Source organism: Oceanihabitans sp. IOP_32 (assembly GCF_009498295.1).
Taxonomy (GTDB): Bacteria; Bacteroidota; Bacteroidia; order Flavobacteriales; family Flavobacteriaceae; genus Wocania; species Wocania indica.
Genome location: NZ_CP040813.1, coordinates 1,068,184 through 1,087,644, shown reverse-complemented (window position 1 = coordinate 1,087,644; position 19,461 = coordinate 1,068,184). Strand labels below are relative to the sequence as shown.

The window sequence follows — 19,461 nt, the reverse complement described above, 5'->3', positions numbered from 1 at the left end:
TTTTGTTAAGTGCAATTTATTACTTTTTAACATTTACATGTTTTAAATAATAAGCATGCAGTTTATCTGGCGAGGCACCCAACCATTTTTTTAAATGAATAACTCCAAAATGATACTGCAAACGCCAAACCCCATGGGTATTATAATGTCTAGCCGATGTGGTTAGCCATTTCTTAATAACCACAAATTGCTTTCGGGCATAAAGCTTACTTATAAAATCGTTGTCTTCGTAAATGTTATAGCTTTCATCAAAACCACCAATGGTGTTAAAAAGTGATTTGGTTACAAATAAACTTTGGTCGCCACCACGACAGCTTTTAAAAGGCAATTGGGTTAAAAATCCGGCAAGTTTTAACCACCAGTGTTTACTGTTAAACCGCATAATAAAACAGCCTGCACTGTTGTTGTTCTCAACGGCTTTAATAATGTATTGGTCAAAATGTTTAGGTGGAAAAGAATCGGCGTGTAAAAAATAAAGGATATTTCCAGTTGCTTGTTTTGCTCCGCAATTCATTTGTTTTGCACGTCCTTTTTTAGAGGGTATAAGTGCCGTATTTTCAAGTTTAGCAATACTATTCTGGGAACCATCGGTACTGCCGCCATCAACAACAATAAGGTCTGCAATATTTTCTGTTGAAGCGTTTTGTTTAAGATAATCTATTAAAACACCTATACGAGCTACTTCGTTGTAAACCGGAATTATTATAGATATTTGGTGCTTCATGGCTTATACTAGCGTCTAATATTTGGGCTTATGCATTTAAATTCCAATTAAAGCTTTTAAAAGTTTTTTTCGCTTTCGCGGAAATTTTTACATCCGAATACTGATTTAAAAAATCGATTAAACTCCCCTTTTGCTTAAAATCTTTAGCAAACCATTTAAAGATTTTTGAAAGTTCAACTTGGTCTTTAGAAAGCGCGTTTTTTCTTGGGTCGCTTAGAAATTCTTTTGTGGCTTTGGTAAGCTGTGCTTCTATATTTGAAGCGGTATAGGCTTGGTTTTGTAGTTTCGGACAAGAAACAGAGGCGCAAACAATTGCGAAATGAATTCTAGGTTCGTTCATTTTTCGTAAAATTTGATGCTCTATCTCGTCTAAATCAATTGGCGTTCCGCCCAATGTCCATAAGCGTTGTTTCCAAGGATTATTTATGTCTTTTATACTTTTTACAGGGTAATGCCTTAGAATTAAATCAATAGTTAAAGCATTGTAGGCATTTATCCAATAGGCTAATTTTTCTGATTTAGAGAACGCATTAAAACTTATATTTGCACGTGTAAAGCTTAGTTCTTCTATATAATCGCGAAGTTTTTTGTAATCTTTTTTAAACTGTTTGTAATTTACTACACCCTGATTAGAAACGTTTTTTCGTAATAAATCATCCCATAATTGATGTGTTACGATACGTTCGTTTTCCTCTTTTTGATGGTGTAATTGTTCGGTTTTAGAAAATTCCAATACGTCTAAATTAGTTTCATGTCGCGTTGCAACACCTTTAATTGAGCTTGTGTAGAATGTTAACAAACAAATTAAGTAAAAGCCTAAGTGGTTTTTCATGTATTTATAATTAATGGTATCCTGCTCATCAGTTAGTTAAAGATAAGTTTTTAGTGTTAACAGCATCCGCCACCATCGTAATGAAACGTAGATTCCGAAAAGAAAATATCATCTCTATTCAAAGCTTTTAAAGCTGCCGTTGTTTTATCGCACAGCGCTAAAGGTTGATTTTTTAATAAAACATGGCCTGCTTTATCGTCAAAATAATCGTCGTCGCCATAATAAATAGCGGTTTTTCCAGTAAAAACACAAGGACCATCTGCGGGCATAGGGTCTTTAATGGCGGCGACTTCAATAGACTCAATATAAATTAATTCGTCTGTTGGATAATTTTTAGGGTCTAAAATCCTATACGGTTTACGCGCCCTAATTTCTATGGTTCCAAAACCAGCATCGGTTAAGGCCTTAACATAATCTGCAATGGGTAAGCTTCCGCTTAGGCACAAAGCTCTTAGTCTGTCGTCATTTCGAAGGGCATCACTCATGGGTTGCTCGCAAACTGGGTCGCTCATAACCAGACGGCCGTGTGGTTTTAAAACCCGATACATTTCGGCAATCGCTTTTTTTAAATCTGCTGCTTTAAAGATATTGAACAAACAATTTTGTGCCGCCACATCTATACTGTTGTCGGCAACGGGAAGATTCATGGCGTCTCCTTTTTTAAGGTCTATAAAATCGGATTTAAACCAAGGGTTTTGTGCTTCGGCTTCAATAAAATTTTTGCGCGAGGCTTCAAGCATTTCATCAACAGCATCAATACCAATTACGCCGTTTTTCTGACGATTAAAATAAGCAAACTGCAACAATTCCATACCGCCACCAACGCCAACATAGAGCATTTTGGGATTGTTGGTTAAATCGCGTGCATGTACCGTAGAGCCACAACCATAGTTCATGTCTTGCATGATTTTCGGTATTTTTAAGCCCGGTAATTCCCAAATGGGGTTTGTCGTGCAGCATAAACCAACATCTGGTGTTAGCGCGGCTGCCTTGTAAACGTTGTGTGTGGTTTCTAAATAGTTGTCCATAGGGTTAAAATGTGAAAAAGTTAAAAATGAAAAATTAATTTTAAGCGCTAAAAGCTATTAATACCTTCGGTAATAAAGACCTCATAGGTTTTTAAACCCTGTGAGGTCTCCGCAACAAACTAAATTTAATGTTCTAAAAAACTTGGTGTTTATCTGTATTATAAAATTTTTTCATGTCTAGATTAAAAATTTACAAGTCATGATTTTTATTTGTTAGCTTTTCATTTGTTGACGCCGCAACAGACAGGTTGTTACTGAGATTAAATTTTAAAGCGTTTTTATCAATTCCTTAAATAAGGTTATCATATTGGGTTCTGCTTTTGAGGCCATTTCTATAATTTCTGAAATATTAACGGGTTTTAAATTATCTGGGTCGCATTCATCGGTTAAAACCGAAATTGCTGCTGCTTTTAATTTTAAATGATTAGCCACAATAATTTCTGGAACCGTGCTCATTCCAACCGCATCGGCACCCATAATTTTAAGCATTTTATATTCGGCACGGGTTTCTAATTGGGGGCCAACAACACTAGCGTAAACCCCTTCGTGCAATTTTATATTGTTTGTTTTTGCGATGGCTTTAAAAGTGGCATTGATGTGCTTATTATACGGCGCACTCATGTCTGTAAAGCGTTCGCCTAATTTTTCAACCCCATTAAATGCTAAAGGTGAACTTCCTTGCAGGTTTATATGGTCGTCTATAAGCATGAGCTCCCCTTTTTTAAAGTTTAGGTTTATAGCACCTGCAGCATTAGAGACCAACAAGGTTGTTATGCCTAATTTTTCCATAACACGAACAGGATAAGTAACATCTTGCAGTGTGTAGCCTTCGTATAAGTGAAAACGACCTTGCATAACGATTACTTTTTTTCCTGCGATGCGGCCATAAATTAGTTTTCCTTTATGAAACTCTACGGTTGCGGTAGGGAAATTTGGAATGTGATTGTAACTTACCTCGGCTAATATCTCTACTTCGTTAATGAGTTTTCCCAGTCCTGTGCCCAGAATAATGCCTATTTCTGGGGTTTCAAAACCTTTGTTTTGAAGGTATTCAACGGCTTCATTAATGTGTTTAATCATTTAATTGTTGTATTTTTTGTTGTAATTTAATATTCGATTTGTAAAATGTTGAGGCTTGTAAATCTTCAAACGTATCAATATCATTTAAAGGTTCAAGCAAGCCGTAACTTATTTTGTTTTGTTGTAATGCTTTTAAGCTAACTTCTAATAAATTGGGTTGGCTCCAAGGTTTGTTATCAAACAGTTCAGGGTGCATTTTAGTCATACCAATTAAATAGTAGCCACCATCTGTGGCGGGACCAAAAACAACTTGATGATGTTTTAATATATCCAATCCGTTTGTAATGTGATTGGTGTTAATATCGGGTAGGTCTGAACCTATTAAAATAATGTGCTGGTAGCCATCTTCAAAGCCTTTAATGAATGCGTTTTTCATGCGTTCACCCAAATCTGCACCGCTTTGGATGGCCTTGTAATGGTTTGGCCATTTGGAGGCGACAACGGTTTCAGAAAAATAAATACGCGTGTCTATAGCACTGTTTTGGGTAGCTTTTTCGGTAATTTTAACGAGTTCACTATAGACTTCGAAAGCCGCTTGATCACCAATGGTTTTGGCAAGTCGCGTTTTTACTTTACCTAGTTTAATGTTTTTTACAAAAACGATAACGAGTGCTTTAGTCATAAATTTTAATACCTTTTTTTAACCATTTACCCCATTTCTTGCTGTATGTATGAATGCTATCGGTTTCTTGTTCTTGGGAATTATATACCTTAAAACCCCTATTTTTCCATTCGAAAATACCGCCGTATAAATTATAAACATTGGTGTAACCGGCTTTTTTGAGTTTTTCGGCAATATCTTCAGAACGAATGCCTATGGAGCAATATACGATTATAGTTTGTTGTTTATTGTTGAGTTTTTTTATGGTTTGCTTGAGATTAAAATCATCATAACCCACAAAAACGGCGTGTTTTAAATGACTGATGTTGTACTCTGCTAATGCCCTGGAATCTAAAATAACAGCGTTTTCTTGTTTTGATAAGGCACTAACCGCAATATAAGGAATACGTTCTTTATTGTATTTTTTTAATACCGCAGCAAGGGATTCTTGAGAGAAACCCGAGGTATAAAATAAAGCGAATATGTACAATATTATGTTTTTCATAGTATGAGATTCCTGCCTGTGTAGGAATTTAAGCCACAACACCTTGGCAACTACTCCCTGCGCCAGCGGTACAGCCATAGCAATGTTGCGAAATCACAATGTTTCTGCCTTCAAGCAAGGCCTCGTTATATTCTGAAATATGTTTTACTTTGCTATTTACTGGTAATTTAAGCATCTGATTAAAATCGCAGTCATATAAAAAACCATCCCAGCTTACAGACAATGTGTTGGTGCACATTACGTTGGCAACTGCGTTTGGGTTGTAAGCCTCGACGAGCGCGTACATATAATCTTCATAATTCTCTGAGGCGATTAGATAGTCTAAAAACCGTGAGATTGGTAAATTGGTAATCGCAAATAAATTATGAAACTGAATATTAAAATCGTCTTTTAATGCCTTTTTAAAATCTTTTTCCATGGCTAATTGGTCTCCAGGTAAAAAGGCACCAGAAGGATTATAAACTAGATCGAGTTTAAGATTACTGTTTGGCATGCCATAACCTGCTGCGTTTAATTGTTGTAATGCTGTTATCGATTTGTCGAAAACACCATCGCCACGTTGTTTATCTGTTTTTCCTCTGGTCCAATGCGGCATTGAGCTTACAATGTGCACCTTGTGTTTTTTAAAAAACTCCGGTAAATCGTAATATTTTTTGTTGGCTCTAATGATGGTTAAGTTAGAGCGCACAATAAAATCTTTAATACCTGCTTTAGCGGCTTCTTCTACAAACCATCTAAAATCGGGATTCATTTCTGGGGCGCCACCTGTTAAGTCGAGTGTGTGTGCGCTCGTGTTTTTTATAACGTCTAAGCACTGTTGCATGGTATGGCGCGTCATGATTTCCTTTCGGTCTGGACCGGCATCAACATGGCAATGTTCGCAGACTTGGTTGCACATATAACCCAAGTTTATTTGTAATATTTCCAGTTTTTTTGCTTGAAGCGGAAACTGCTTAGTTTCGGCAATTTTGTCTTTAAACGTTGGGAGTTCTCCATTCTTAAAAATGCCGTTCGATAAAATTTCCAACTGCCGGTTGGTGTTTGCCAATTCGCTTTCGCGCTTCTGTAATGATTGTGTTTTTGGTTTGTTCATTTTAATTTGAAAAAGGGCTGTTTTATTCGTTCTGTTCATTTTTAATTGGGCTAAACTTTTTAATTGCGCTTAGGATAAACCACAGTGTTAAAAAAAACGAGTCGTTTTTGTTGAATTATTTCTATTCTTTAAATCTGTGTTTAATAAGCACTTAAACTTTACAAGCATACACTTTACTACAGTCTAATGACTACTAACTACAAATTGACGCGTTAGGGATTGAACGGTCCGTTTGAGCTCCCCGACGCAGGAGGGAGCGAGTAGTAAGAGCCCGACCCTTGTGGTAACGCCCAAATTCTAACCGTCTAATTTGTTTACTTTGTTCATCATTTGTACGCCATGCACGAGTGTCGCTCCGCTTTTAATGGCTGCACCTACGTGTAGAGCCTCCATCATTTCCTCCTTTGTTATGCCGCGTTGCAGGCCGTCTTTTGTATAGGCATCGATGCAGTACGGGCATTGCTCGGTGTGCGATACGGCGAGTGCGATTAGCGATTTTTCGCGGGCTGTTAGCGCACCGTCTTCGAAGACTTTGCCGTAGTAATCGAAAAATTTTTCTCCAAGCTCTGGATTCCATTCGGTAATTTTGCCAAATTTTTTTAAATCTGCTGGATCGTAATAGGTTTTAGACATGTATTTAATTTTTGGTTTGTAAATTATTAAATAGGATATATTTTTTTAAACTGTAAAAGTTGATTTTGGGTTCTTTGTTAGAAGTTTTAGGGGTTTTTGAGCGTTAAATTTGATGCGGTAATAGCGTTTCTGTGAGACGCACTAATAAGCTGTTTTGTCCTCTTTTTTTTGCCCATTCTTCAAACGGTTTTTTTGCAAAGTCTTTGCCCAATTGTTCAAAAGGAATACTTCTTTTATGGTCGGGTAAGGGGATTTCTTTGTAGATAAACGCATCATCGAAACCAATTTTAGCAGCATCAGAATGTTTGCTACCATAATAGACTTTATTTGGTCGCGCCCAATAAATCCCAGGCACATAGGGCAAGGCTCGCAAGAGGTGTAAATTTCGCAACCTTCTAGTTGAAAGGAGTTTAGGTTTTTGCAAGCATCTCTAATGGCTGTAATTTCGGCATGTGCGGTGGGGTCGTTGGTAGAAGTTACTCTGTTGTGCCCTCTTCCTATAATTGTGCCGTTTTTAACAATTATGCAACCAAAAGGGCCGCCTTCATTATTCTGCATGCCTTTAAGTGCTGCATTTACAGCTTCGAGCATAAATTTTTCTTTTTCTGAATGGTTCATTTTATAAGCATTAAGTGCATTTTAATTATTCTAAAATGCATTAAGCCAATATACAATTTTTAAAAAGTTAATTGAAATAGTGTTGATTAAAAATTATATTTTAGCAAGACTATATAGCCTAATTTATAGTACTTTTTTCATGTCTTTTAACACACTTATTTTGTACTAAAAGTGTTTAATATGGAGAAATGAGCCGTTAAATTTTAGATAAATGAGTGTAAATAAAGAATTAGATTTAGCCTGGGATTTTGTGAATAATACCGATAGAAATGTCTTTTTAACCGGGAAAGCAGGTACTGGTAAAACCACCTTTTTACACCAGTTAAAAATGAAATCTCTAAAACGTATGGTTGTGGTTGCTCCAACGGGTGTTGCTGCCATTAATGCTAAGGGCGTGACGATACATTCATTTTTTCAGATGCCTTTTGGGCCTATTTTGCCTGATGCCGATGTGGGTGCCTCTTCTGGTTTTAATAGAAAATTTAGTAAAACTAAAATCAATATTATTAAGTCTTTAGATCTTTTAGTTATTGACGAAATTAGTATGGTTCGAGCCGATTTGTTGGATGGTATCGACAAAACGCTAAGGCGTTATAAAAACAGAAATAAGGTCTTTGGCGGTGTGCAATTATTAATGATTGGCGATTTGCAACAATTGGCGCCTGTGGTAAAAGAAAGCGAATGGCAACTACTTAAACCGCACTATGAAAATGCCTTCTTTTTTAGCAGTCATGCCTATAAAGCGGCCAATGCCATTACAGTAGAACTAAAACATATTTACCGACAGGATAATCCGGTATTCATTAATATTTTAAATGAAATAAGAAACAACACTTTAACACAGGCCTCTGCCAATGAGTTAAATAAATGCTATCAACCTGATTTTATACCCGACGAAAAGGACGGCTATATTGCTTTAACAACGCATAACAACAAGGCAGAGCAAACCAATTACGCCGAGCTTGATAAACTTAAAACAAAATCACGAACCTATAAGGCGGCTATTGAAGGGAAATTTCCAGAATATGCCTATCCTAATCAAGAAGAATTGGTTTTAAAAGTAGGCGCGCAAGTCATGTTTATTAAAAATGATAGCACCACAGAGAAGCGCTATTTTAACGGTAAGATTGGTAAAGTGATTTTGTTGGATAAAGATGAGGTGGTTGTAAAATGTCCAGACGACGATTTTAATATTATAACCACACCAGAGGTTTGGGAAAACATTAATTACACAGTTGATGCCGAAACTAAAGCCATTTCTGAAAATAAAATTGGGTCGTACACACAAATGCCGTTGCGGTTGGCTTGGGCCATAACTATTCATAAAAGTCAAGGTTTAACTTTCGAGAAAGCCATTATTGATGCCCAAGGGGCTTTTGCGCACGGGCAAACGTATGTCGCCTTGAGTCGATGCAAGTCTTTGGAAGGTTTAGTGTTGAAGAATAAAATACAATCCCATCAAATTATTAGTGATACCAGTGTGTTGTCGTTTGTTAAACACGCCGAAGAAAACCAGCCCAACGATGTTATATTACATCAATCGAAATCTGAATTTCAATTAAGTTTAATCGCTGAGGTATTCGATTTTTATAAGTTTTTATACCCTATTGGTCGTATTTTAGATTTGTATTACAAAAACAGATCGGTTATACAAGGGCAGATCGAAACCCCATTAAATACAATGAAAACTGGGGTGGCCGATTTGCTAAAAATTAGTAACAGCTTTAAAAGTCAATTAAAAACCTTGTCTAAACCTCAAGAAATACCAGAATCTAACCCCCAAATACAAGAGCGTTTTAAAAAGGCTATGTCTTATTTTAACACCCAAACCGAACAAATTATAGCTATACCTTTTAAGTCTTTTAGCTTTACAACAGATAATTCTGCAATCGAAAAAGATATTAATAAGCAATTAGATATGCTAGACGAATTGTTGACAGCTAAACAATTATATTTTGAGCATTTAGCTGATGGTTTTGATGTTAATATTTTTTTAGAACTGCGTGCAAAAACTGTTTTTCTGACCAAAGATAAGCCTAAAAAACCTAGAAAATCGGTTATTGATGGTACTACAAATGTGGAATTGGCAGAGTTGTTGCGTGTGCTGCGGAACGACATTGCAGAAGAGCAAGAATTAATTCACTATCAAATTTTTACTCAGAAAGCATTGTACGATATGTGTGAAACCTTGCCCACAAACAAAAAGGAGTTGTTACAAGTTAATGGCATGGGAAAGGTGAGAGTAGAAAAATACGGAGACGCCATATTAAAAGTGATTCACGAGTATTGTGATGAAAATGATATTGAAATCTCTAAGGCATCCGCTGTTTTTGAAACCGAACCACCAAAGAAAAAACGAGGTGATACCAAAAAGGAGTCGTTAGATTTATTCGAATCAGGAAAATCTATTGATGAGATTGCCAAAGAAAGGGCATTAAACCCAAACACTATATTTGGACATTTAGCACATTTTATTCCTAGTGGCGAGGTTAAAATAACCGATTTAATTTCTGAAGCGCATTATAAAGAATTGAAAATTAGTATTCCAAAGCATAAATTTGAAACGTTATCAGATTTAAAACATCAGCTAGACGACAAATATAGTTATGGCGAATTACGCTTGGTTTTAGAGGATTTGAAAGGGTGATGAACGTGCGTTATTATTGATTAAACATGCTTAAAGAAATAGTGTTTGCTTGCTATTTAAAATCTTACTATTCAAGCTGTTTTTCGGTAAAGTCTAAAAATAATTTAGAGGGTTAAGAATTATCAGTTTATGCGATAAAAAAGACCTCACAGGTTTCATAAACCTGTTAGGTCTGGCTAAAGTCTAAAACACGATAACTTTATAACAAAGGCGTATATAGTTCATAGCTAATCAGTTGCTTAATCGAAGTTAAAACATATTTGCAAGTCCGCCAATTTTTTTAATTTGGCTTATTGATAAAAAAAGATAATAGTAAAATTAAAAAAATCGGCTCGTGCTTAACTGAAAAGTATCGCTAATTTTCACGCTACGAGCCATATTTCAGGACTAGACATTTTAGAGCAACTTTCTGAAAATCCGAAAACTTCTGTTTTAAATCCAAATTTTTGACTATATTTGTATCTAATTGGATACAGTAAATGATTGTCATTAAAAAGACATCTGAATTTGATAAGTGGATTAGAAAGCTGAAAGATATACGTGCGAAATCCAAAATACTTTTCCGAATCCAGAAACTTGAAACTGATGAGCATTTTGGAGATTGTAAGCCTGTTGGAGATGGAATTAGTGAAATGCGAATTAATTATGTCAAAGGTTACAGAGCGTATTTCAAAGAAAAAGACAATAAAATCGTAATTCTTTTAATTGGTGGCGATAAATCTACTCAACAAAAAGATATCGAGAAAGCGAAAAAAATCTGGAACAGAATAAAAGAGGATTGATATGGAAACAACTAAATTTGATATTGCAGACTATTTGGACAGCGAGGAAATGATTGCTGAATATCTGAATACAGTTCTTGAAGATGGAGACAGTTCTGATTTGATAGTGGCAATCGGACATATAGCAAAGGCAATCGGAATGACTAAAATTGCGGAAAAAACTGGAATGAGCAGACCGAGTCTTTACAAGGCATTATCTGACGGAGCGAAACCGCAATTCGGAACAATAATGAAAGTGCTGAAAGCGATAGGTGGACAAATAAACGTGAAACCAATTTCAGCGTAAAAAAACGACACCACAACAAAGATGTGTTTATGTTGGTTTGCTGAATATTTGTCCTGTCGTAAAAGTTGTTTAGTTTTTATAAGCATTAAGGGTTTATTCTATTTAGGAAACATGCAAATGTTTAATGAGAAATCTTAAATAATGATATTCATCTTGGTTACTCATTCGGAATTTGTGTTTATCTTAAAAGAGCAATCTTCTTCCTAAACATATTTGAAGAAAGGGTGTTTTCTTACTATTTAAGTTGTTTTTCGGGAAAGTCTAAAAATAATTTAGAGGGTTAAGAATTATCAGTTTATGCGATAAAAAAGACCTAACAGGTTTCAAAAACCTGTTAGGTCTGGCTAGCGTATAACACACGATAACTTTATAACAATGTGTTTATGTTGGTTCGCTGAATATTTGTCCTGTCGTAAAAGTTGTTTAGTTTTTATAAGTATTAAGGGTTTATTCTATTTAGGAAACATGCAAATGTTTAATGAGAAATCTTAAATAATGATATTCATCTTGGTTACTCATTCGGAATTTGTGTTTATCTTAAAAGAGCTATCTTCTTCCTAAACATATTTGAAGAAAGGGTGTTTTCTTACTATTTAAGTTGTTTTTCGGGAAAGTCTAAAAATAATTTAGAGGGTTAAGAATTATCAGTGTATGCGATATTAAAGACCTAACAGGTTTCAAAAACCTGTTAGGTCTGGCTAATGAGAAATTTTAGATAATAATTTCCTCTTCGTGCTTCTTTCAGAAAGACAAAGTTCTTACTTAATTTAGTCGGCAACATATTATCTTAATAGAGCTATCTTCTTCAGCAAAAGCTCTGTTTCAGCGATACTACTTCTTAAAAACCTTTAATCTCTAATAATACTCCTAGAAATTACAATTTTCTGAATTTCAGAAGTGCCTTCGTATATCTGTGTAATTTTGGCATCACGCATTAAGCGTTCTACATGGTATTCTTTTACAAAGCCGTTACCACCATGAATTTGCACTGCTTCAACAGTGTGCTCCATGGCCACTTTAGAGGCGTATAATTTTGCCATTGCACTAGACATGTCGTAATTATTGCCTTGATCTTTATCCCATGCCGCTTTCATAACAAGGTGTCTTGCTGCTGCAATATCGGTATACATATCGGCAAGTTTAAAGGCAATGGCTTGGTGGTTGCAAATTTCGGTACCAAAAGCTTTACGCTCTTTAGAGTATTTTAATGCCAGTTCGTAAGCACCTTGAGCAATACCAAGGGCTTGGGCAGCGATACCTATACGGCCGCCAGAGAGTGTTTTCATTGCAAATCGGAATCCGAAACCATCATCGCCAATGCGATTTTCTTTAGGAACTTTTACATCGTTAAATTGTAGGGTATGGGTGTCGCTTCCGCGAATGCCTAATTTATCTTCTTTAGGGCCTATATGAAATCCTTCAGTGCCTTTTTCAACAATAAATGCATTAATACCATGCGACCCTTTGTCGCGGTCGGTTTGGGCAATGACTAAATAAACATCGGCACGACCACCACTTGTTATCCAGTTTTTTGTACCGTTAATAAGGTAATGGTCACCTTTATCTAGGGCTGTTGTTTTTTGCGATGTAGCATCACTACCAGCTTCGGGTTCACTCAAACAAAAAGCACCAATACTTTCTCCAGTGGCAAGTTTGGTTAGGTATTTTTCTTTTTGAGCTTCAGTGCCATAAGCTTCAATACCATAGCATACTAGCGAGTTATTAACCGAAACAATAACCGATGCCGAAGCATCAATTTTCGATAATTCCTCCATAATAAGGACGTAAGATAGGGTATCCATGCCGCTTCCGCCGTATTTTGGGTCTACCATGATTCCCATAAAACCCAAATCGCCCATTTTGCGAACCAATTCGTCAGGGAATTCTTGCTTGTTGTCACGTTCAATAACGCCAGGGAGTAATTCGGTTTGTGCAAATTCGCGTGCGGCATCACGTATCATGATATGTTCTTCAGAAAGATTAAAATCCATAATATTCAGAATGTAGTTGATTTTTTAAAAATTGTTAACAAATATAACTTTTTATTATTTTATTTTCAACAGATATTGTTATTTTTACCCGATATGGCAATAGTAAAATACAATGTAATTGGGGTGATGTCTGGAACATCTTTAGATGGTGTTGACATTGTTTATGTAAGATTTCAGCTTACAAAGACATGGCATTTTGATATTGTTGCAGCCGAAACCATACCTTATACTGCCGAATGGCATAACACTCTTAAAAACCTCGTGTCGATTTCTAATGATGATTTATTGGAAATAGACAAAAAATACACCGTTTATTTATCTGAAGTCATAAACAGTTTTATTCAAAAAAACAACATTAAAAATATTGATGCTATTTGTTCTCACGGGCATACCGCTTTGCATCAACCCAACAAAAAGTTAACCTATCAAATAGGTAATTTGCGCAAATTAGCGAGCTTGTTGCGCAATAAAGTGGTTTGCGATTTTAGAGTCCAGGACGTTGCTCTTGGTGGGCAAGGTGCACCTTTAGTGCCAATTGGCGATATGTTATTGTTTTCGCAATACGATTACTGCATTAATTTAGGAGGTTTTGCAAATGTGTCTTACGACCTAAAAAACAAAAGGACAGCCTTCGATATTTGTCCAGTTAATATTGTGCTAAATTATTATGCAAATTTGTTAGGACATGATTATGATGACAAGGGAAAAATAGCCGCTACAGGAACTTTAAATATGGCTTTATTAGAACAATTAAATATGCTGAGCTTTTATCATAAACATCCGCCAAAATCCTTAGGGTTGGAGTGGGTAAATACCCATATTTTTCCTTTAATAAAAGCCTTTAATTTAGAGATTAACGACGTTTTAAGAACGTTTACAGAGCATATTGCAGCTCAAATTGTTGCGGTTATAGGAACTAAGCGTTCAAAATCGGTATTAATTACAGGGGGTGGCGCGTATAATTCGTTCCTTATAGAGCGCATAAAAGCGCAATCTAACACAGGGATAATGATACCTTCAAAAACCATAGTAGAGTACAAAGAAGCTTTAATCTTTGGTTTTTTAGGCGTACTTAGGCTTAGGGGAGATGTTAATTGCTTGCAGAGTGTTACTGGGGCAGAGAAAAATCATAGCTCGGGTAAAATATATATCCCTGACTAAATTATAATATTAGCGAACTTTTAGTTTTTTCTATTTAATAAAAACCTACATAAATAAATTTTATACGAATCAACTTTAGCTTAGCTTTATAAATCCTGAAAACCTAAATTATAGCTTAAAAACCGATTACTTATAGATTATGAAAGCATTATTAAAAAAATTCGAAAATAAAGAACCAGAAATTGTTTTCAATTGGAAAGATCCTGAAACCGATGCCGAGGGTTGGGTAGTTATAAACTCCCTGCGTGGCGGTGCAGCTGGAGGTGGTACGAGAATGCGAAAAGGCCTCGATATGAACGAGGTATTGTCTTTAGCCAAAACCATGGAAATTAAATTTACCGTATCTGGGCCATCAATAGGCGGTGCGAAATCGGGTATTAATTTCGATCCTAAAGACCCTCGTAAAAAAGGCGTTTTAGAACGTTGGTATGCGGCGGTTTCTCCTTTGCTTAAAAGTTATTACGGCACGGGAGGCGATTTAAATGTAGATGAAATTCACGAAGTCATTCCTATTACCGAGGCAAGCGGTGTTTGGCATCCGCAAGAGGGCGTGTTTAATGGGCATTTTAAACCCACCGAAGCCGATAAAATTAATAGAATCGGACAGTTAAGACAGGGAGTTATTAAAGTGATTGAAAATTCAGATTATTCCCCAAGTGTTGCAAATAAATACACGGTAGCAGATATGGTTACGGGCTTTGGAGTTGCCGAAGCTGTAAAACAATATTATACTATTTATGGAGGCGATGTTGTGGGGAAACGTGCCGTTATACAGGGTTTCGGTAATGTTGGTGCCGCAGCAGCCTTTTATTTATCTCAAATGGGGGTTAAAATTGTTGGGATTATTGATATTCATGGAGGCTTAATTAATGAAGAAGGCTTCACTTTTAAAGACATTAGCAATTTATTTTTAGCCAAAACAGGAAATACATTAGTAGCAGACCATTTAATACCTTTCGAAGAGGTTAATGAAAAAATTTGGGCTATTGAAGCCGAGATTTTTGCACCTTGTGCCGCATCGCGTTTAATAACAAGAAATCAAGTCGATCAATTAATTGATAGTGGATTAGAAGTTATATCCTGTGGTGCAAATGTGCCTTTTGCTGATAAGGAAATATTTTTTGGTTCCATAATGGAGCATGCAGACTCCCGTGTAAGTCTTATTCCAGATTTTATTTCAAATTGCGGTATGGCTAGAGTTTTCGCCTATTTTATGGAGCGTCGAGTGCAAATGACAGATGAAGCCATTTTTAACGATACTTCAAATAAAATTAAAGAAGCGCTGGACAAAGTGTATGCCAAAAACCAAAGTAAAACAGGCATAAGTGCTACTGCTTTTGAAATAGCACTAAGCCAATTGGTTTAAACTCTAGTTTAGATCATAGCATTCAAGCCTCACTTTTTTTTGTTTCTATATATTTGTGAAGCTTGTTGTTGTGGAAATATTATTTAAGTTTGCTATTCATTAATAGTCGTGTTTCTTTTAAGGGTTTCTTTTAACAAAAGTATAGTTACTAAAAAAGAATAGATTTTTAAAACCTGTATAATACCTCGTTAAGTTTAACAAGTGCTAGGGTAGATATGTAGCTTGAAATAGGATTTTTTAAATACTTTAACCAGAAAACAGACGTTATAAAGTTGCCATAAATTTAATTATATGATTAATATGTTATTACAAACTCCTGAAGAAGGAGGAGAATTGATTACTGATGTAGAATCGGTAGAAAAAACACTTTCAATTATAGAGCTTATAAGTAGTGGAGGTGTGGCTGGACAAATAATAATTGCCATTTTATTTTTGTTGCTAATTATGGCTTCGTACATTTATTTTGAAAGATTATTTGCCATAAAAGCCGCCTCACAAATAGATGCTAATTTTATGAATCAAATTAAAGATCACGTGAGTCATGGTAAAATTGATTCGGCTCAAATACTTTGCGCTCAGGCAAACACGCCAGTATCTAGATTGATAGGGAAGGGTATTTCGAGAATAGGAAAACCACTTGCCGATATTAATACAGCTATTGAAAATGCGGGTCGAATAGAGATTTACGGACTAGAAAAAAACGTAAGTGTTCTGGCAACCATTTCTGGCGCTGGGCCCATGATCGGGTTTTTGGGTACGGTAATTGGAATGATATTAGCCATATTCGAACTCGCCAATGCGGGAGGTTCTATACAAATGGACGTTTTGGCAAGCGGATTATACACAGCTATGACTACCACAGTTGCGGGATTAATTGTGGGTATTGTGGCTTACGTTGCGTATAATCATTTAGTGGTTAGAACCGATAAAGTGGTGTACCAAATGGAGGCTAGTTCTTTGGAGCTTTTAGATCATTTAAACGAACCTACATAACATGAATTTTAGAGGAAGAAATAAAGTCACACCAGAATTCAATATGTCGTCTATGACAGATATTGTATTTCTTTTACTCATATTTTTTATGATTGCTTCAACCTTGGTTACCACAAATGCTATCGATATTCTATTGCCCAAGGCTAGTGCTAAAACCGAGAATAAAAAATCTGTTGCGGTAAGTATAAAAAAAGATTTAACCTATTACATCGATCAAAAACGGGTAGGGGTTAGTGTGTTAGAAAACGAATTGTTGGCAGCCTTATCGTCACAAGACCAACCAACTATAGTTTTAAGAGCAGAAAAATCTGTACCTGTAGAAAACGTCGTTAAAGTTATGGATATTGCAAACAGGAATAAATTCAAAGTTATTTTAGCGGTAAGGCCGAACTAAATAGTCTGTCATCACAAGTTATGAGAAATCTATGACGTCGTAATCTTTTTAAAAGATAGATGTTATAATAGATTTTACTACATGGTTTGCAAAGGTGAAACAATACAATGCTAATGAAATATTTTAAAACAATACATGAAAAGAATTCTGCTAGAATCACAGCGCTAATTGCTATTATTCTTTTGGTGTTATTGTTTGTGGTAGGCACTACGTACATGGATCCGCCTGAAGAATTTGGGGTTTCTGTTAATTTTGGCACCACAGATTTAGGCAGAGGTAATATACAACCTAAAAAACCAATAAAATCTGAACCTAAAGAAATTGATGTACCTCCGCAGCCCGAGGTTTCAAAATCGGTGCCCACAACAGCTTCAGAAACTTCGGAGGAAGTTTTAACAGCCGACAATGCAGAAGCTATTGCTCTAAAAAAGCAAAAAGAAGCCAATGCTAAAGCCGCTGCCGATGCGAAAGCTGCAGCCGAAGCAAAAGCTCGAGCCGAGGCGAAAGCTGAAGCTGAAAGAATAGCACAAGAAAAAAGAGAACAAGAAGAAAAAAAGAAAAAACTAGATGCTTTAATTGGTGGTGTAAGCAAGTCTGAAGGCTCGGAAACAGGAGGCGAAGGAGATGATAATACAGCAGGAGATAAAGGCCAATTGGATGGCGATCCATACGCGCCTAGTTACTTTGGAGGTCGAGGAACTGGTGCTGGAGGCGTTGGTTATGGTTTAGGGGGTAGAGGCAAAGCAACCTTTAAAAAAAACATTCCCGATTGTCAAGAAGAAGGTAGGGTTGTGGTAGAAATACACGTTAATCGCGCTGGGAATGTCGTAAAAGCTATCCCAGGAAAAAAAGGAACAACGGGTGGTTCCTGTTTGTTTGAAGCTGCTAAAAAAACAGCGCTTTCACATAAATGGCCCGCAGACCCTAAAGCTCCAGTTAAACAAATTGGTTGGGTAGAAGTAAACTTTAGTTTAGGACAATAACATGACATATCAAGATACGCTTACCTGGATGTTTTCGCAACTACCCATGTATCAAAACCAAGGTAAATCTGCTTTTAAAAAAGATTTATCAAATACCTTAAAATTAGCAAAACATTTAAATCATCCCGAGCAAAAATTTAAATCTATCCATGTTGCTGGTACAAATGGCAAAGGTTCAACAAGCCATATGTTGGCATCCATTCTTCACGAAGCAGGATATAAAGTAGGGCTTTATACCTCTCCGCATTTAAAAGATTTTAGAGAACGTATTAAAATTAATGGGCAGCCCGTTAGTGAGCAGTTTGTAATTGATTTTATAGAAGAAAACAGAACGTTTTTTAAAAGTCTAGGTCTGTCTTTTTTTGAAATGACTGTGGGGATGGCATTCGATTATTTTTCCAAAGAAAAAGTGGATATCGCGGTAATTGAAGTGGGTTTAGGTGGTCGATTAGATTCCACAAATATCATTACTCCAGAAGTTTCTGTGATTACAAACATCGGAAAGGATCATACTCAGTTTTTAGGAAACACTCTAAAATCTATAGCTTTTGAAAAAGGCGGTATTATTAAACCAATGGTTCCTGTAGTAATAGGGGAAACCCAAAGAACCACGGCTGAGGTTTTTAAAGCTCTGGCAGATAAAAATGATACCACCATAACATTCGCCGATAAAACACCCGCAGCATACTATAAATCTGATTTAATAGGAACATATCAATTAAAAAATATTAAAACTGTATTAGCAACAATAAACCAGCTTATTAATCGTGGGTATCGCATAAGCCAAGAAAATATTAGAGCTGGTTTGTTAAACGTTATAAAAAATACGGGCTTGCTGGGACGTTGGCAGGTTTTAAATAAAAGGCCTAAAACGGTGTGCGATACAGGACATAATCGAGAAGGGTTAAAACAGGTTATTGCACAGGTTTTAAATGAAGAGTTTGAGGTGCTTCATATGGTATTTGGTGTTGTAAACGACAAGGATTTAAATACTATTGCCGATATATTACCTAAAAACGCTATATATTATTTTTGTAAGCCCAATATTCCTAGAGGTATGGATGCTCATAAACTCAAAGCCGAACTTGAGGGATATAACTTAAAAGGCGAGGTGTATAATTCTGTAAGCGAGGCTTATAAAACGGCTTTAAATGCTGCTGGCGATAATGATTTTGTATTTGTTGGGGGTAGTACTTTTGTAGTGGCAGAAATAATTTAAAAATATAACACAAAAAATTTTTGAAATATTAAAAACTAGTTTATATTTGCACCTCGATTGTTGGGGCGCGTAGCTCAGTTGGTTCAGAGCACTTGGTTTACACCCAAGGGGTCAGGGGTTCGAATCCCTTCGCGCCCACTAAAAAATCCTAGAGTTTATCTCTAGGATTTTTTTATGTCTAGTCTCTTTTACAGGGAGTGGTTGATTTTTAAAGGGTTACTATTTAATTTAAAATAGATTCAAAAAAGATGACCGTTTTATAAAAAACTAGTTTATATTTGCACTTCGTTTTTGGGGCGCGTAGCTCAGTTGGTTCAGAGCACTTGGTTTACACCCAAGGGGTCAGGGGTTCGAATCCCTTCGCGCCCACACTATAGAAATCCTAAGGTTCGCCCTTAGGATTTTTTTTGGCTTAAAAGTTTCCTTTTTAAGAAGTATTCGAAATCTAAGTCCATATAGGGGTGATGTCAAATAGAGGTTTATTGGATCAAGTCCAAAAGTTGTGTTTAAGCAAATATTGTTATT

Annotated in this window: 19 protein-coding genes and 2 tRNA genes; 11 read left to right on the top strand and 10 right to left on the bottom strand. The window is 36.1% G+C overall.

What is annotated here, in order from left to right; genetic code table 11:
* Positions 1 to 19 precede the first annotated feature (19 nt).
* From FEZ18_RS04580 to FEZ18_RS04540, 9 genes are all read right to left on the bottom strand, one after another.
* Complete coding sequence (locus FEZ18_RS04580) at positions 20 to 724, bottom strand: TIGR04283 family arsenosugar biosynthesis glycosyltransferase (protein WP_153267231.1); 705 nt, start codon at positions 722 to 724, stop codon at positions 20 to 22.
* Positions 725 to 752: 28 nt separating this feature from the next.
* On the bottom strand, positions 753 to 1,556 hold the full coding sequence (locus FEZ18_RS04575; RefSeq protein ID WP_153267230.1) for a DUF547 domain-containing protein: 804 nt from the start codon (positions 1,554 to 1,556) through the stop codon (positions 753 to 755).
* Positions 1,557 to 1,612: 56 nt separating this feature from the next.
* A complete protein-coding gene (arsM, locus tag FEZ18_RS04570) occupies positions 1,613 to 2,584 on the bottom strand; it encodes an arsenosugar biosynthesis arsenite methyltransferase ArsM (RefSeq protein ID WP_153267229.1) in 972 nt (323 codons plus the stop codon).
* 267 nt (positions 2,585 to 2,851) lie between these two features.
* The gene (locus FEZ18_RS04565; protein WP_153267228.1) at positions 2,852 to 3,664 is read right to left on the bottom strand and encodes a purine-nucleoside phosphorylase; all 813 of its coding nucleotides are present in this window, start codon (positions 3,662 to 3,664) and stop codon (positions 2,852 to 2,854) included.
* Positions 3,657 to 4,286, bottom strand: a complete 630-nt coding sequence (locus FEZ18_RS04560; RefSeq protein ID WP_153267227.1) for a TIGR04282 family arsenosugar biosynthesis glycosyltransferase — start codon at positions 4,284 to 4,286, stop codon at positions 3,657 to 3,659. Before FEZ18_RS04560 ends, FEZ18_RS04565 begins: the two co-directional genes overlap by 8 nt.
* A complete protein-coding gene (locus tag FEZ18_RS04555; RefSeq protein ID WP_153267226.1) occupies positions 4,279 to 4,770 on the bottom strand; it encodes a rhodanese-like domain-containing protein in 492 nt (163 codons plus the stop codon). The genes FEZ18_RS04560 and FEZ18_RS04555 overlap by 8 nt, the downstream gene beginning before the upstream one ends.
* A gap of 28 nt (positions 4,771 to 4,798) precedes the next feature.
* Positions 4,799 to 5,863, bottom strand: a complete 1,065-nt coding sequence (gene arsS / locus FEZ18_RS04550) for an arsenosugar biosynthesis radical SAM (seleno)protein ArsS (protein ID WP_153269046.1) — start codon at positions 5,861 to 5,863, stop codon at positions 4,799 to 4,801.
* 297 nt (positions 5,864 to 6,160) lie between these two features.
* Positions 6,161 to 6,496 (bottom strand): arsenosugar biosynthesis-associated peroxidase-like protein, encoded by a 336-nt coding sequence (locus FEZ18_RS04545; RefSeq protein WP_153267225.1) that lies wholly within the window; start codon positions 6,494 to 6,496, stop codon positions 6,161 to 6,163.
* A gap of 141 nt (positions 6,497 to 6,637) precedes the next feature.
* Positions 6,638 to 7,114: a nucleoside deaminase gene (locus FEZ18_RS04540; RefSeq protein WP_228122855.1), complete on the bottom strand. Its 477-nt coding sequence runs from the start codon at positions 7,112 to 7,114 to the stop codon at positions 6,638 to 6,640.
* Positions 7,115 to 7,325: 211 nt separating this feature from the next.
* On the opposite strand from FEZ18_RS04540, the gene FEZ18_RS04535 reads away from it, so the two are divergent.
* The 3 genes from FEZ18_RS04535 to FEZ18_RS04525 all read left to right on the top strand — a co-directional run bounded on the left by FEZ18_RS04535 (position 7,326) and on the right by FEZ18_RS04525 (position 10,829).
* Positions 7,326 to 9,761 carry a helix-turn-helix domain-containing protein gene (locus FEZ18_RS04535; RefSeq protein ID WP_153267224.1) on the top strand — a complete coding sequence of 812 codons (2,436 nt, stop codon included), beginning with the start codon at positions 7,326 to 7,328 and terminating at the stop codon, positions 9,759 to 9,761.
* Between the two features lie 479 nt (positions 9,762 to 10,240).
* Positions 10,241 to 10,543, top strand: a complete 303-nt coding sequence (locus FEZ18_RS04530; RefSeq protein ID WP_153267223.1) for a type II toxin-antitoxin system RelE/ParE family toxin — start codon at positions 10,241 to 10,243, stop codon at positions 10,541 to 10,543.
* A 1-nt stretch (position 10,544) separates the two neighbouring features.
* Positions 10,545 to 10,829, top strand: coding sequence for an addiction module antidote protein (locus tag FEZ18_RS04525; protein ID WP_153267222.1), 285 nt, complete (start codon positions 10,545 to 10,547; stop codon positions 10,827 to 10,829).
* Between the two features lie 848 nt (positions 10,830 to 11,677).
* Here the strand turns inward: FEZ18_RS04525 and FEZ18_RS04520 are convergent.
* Positions 11,678 to 12,820: an acyl-CoA dehydrogenase gene (locus FEZ18_RS04520; RefSeq protein ID WP_153267221.1), complete on the bottom strand. Its 1,143-nt coding sequence runs from the start codon at positions 12,818 to 12,820 to the stop codon at positions 11,678 to 11,680.
* 93 nt (positions 12,821 to 12,913) lie between these two features.
* Here FEZ18_RS04520 and FEZ18_RS04515 point away from each other — a divergent pair, with 93 nt between their 5' ends.
* The 8 genes from FEZ18_RS04515 (at position 12,914) to FEZ18_RS04480 (ending at position 19,305) form a co-directional block, all read left to right on the top strand.
* The gene (locus FEZ18_RS04515) at positions 12,914 to 13,981 is read left to right on the top strand and encodes an anhydro-N-acetylmuramic acid kinase (RefSeq protein ID WP_153267220.1); all 1,068 of its coding nucleotides are present in this window, start codon (positions 12,914 to 12,916) and stop codon (positions 13,979 to 13,981) included.
* Between the two features lie 139 nt (positions 13,982 to 14,120).
* On the top strand, positions 14,121 to 15,347 hold the full coding sequence (locus FEZ18_RS04510; protein ID WP_153267219.1) for a Glu/Leu/Phe/Val dehydrogenase dimerization domain-containing protein: 1,227 nt from the start codon (positions 14,121 to 14,123) through the stop codon (positions 15,345 to 15,347).
* 291 nt (positions 15,348 to 15,638) lie between these two features.
* A complete protein-coding gene (locus FEZ18_RS04505; RefSeq protein WP_153267218.1) occupies positions 15,639 to 16,340 on the top strand; it encodes a MotA/TolQ/ExbB proton channel family protein in 702 nt (233 codons plus the stop codon).
* A 1-nt stretch (position 16,341) separates the two neighbouring features.
* Positions 16,342 to 16,734, top strand: a complete 393-nt coding sequence (locus FEZ18_RS04500) for an ExbD/TolR family protein (protein ID WP_153267217.1) — start codon at positions 16,342 to 16,344, stop codon at positions 16,732 to 16,734.
* A 113-nt stretch (positions 16,735 to 16,847) separates the two neighbouring features.
* Positions 16,848 to 17,717, top strand: coding sequence for an energy transducer TonB (locus tag FEZ18_RS04495; protein WP_153267216.1), 870 nt, complete (start codon positions 16,848 to 16,850; stop codon positions 17,715 to 17,717).
* 1 nt (position 17,718) lies between these two features.
* On the top strand, positions 17,719 to 18,936 hold the full coding sequence (locus tag FEZ18_RS04490) for a bifunctional folylpolyglutamate synthase/dihydrofolate synthase (RefSeq protein WP_153267215.1): 1,218 nt from the start codon (positions 17,719 to 17,721) through the stop codon (positions 18,934 to 18,936).
* Positions 18,937 to 18,999: 63 nt separating this feature from the next.
* Positions 19,000 to 19,074, top strand: a tRNA-Val gene (locus FEZ18_RS04485).
* A 156-nt stretch (positions 19,075 to 19,230) separates the two neighbouring features.
* Positions 19,231 to 19,305 (top strand) — tRNA-Val (locus FEZ18_RS04480).
* The last annotated feature ends 156 nt before the right edge of the window (positions 19,306 to 19,461 follow it).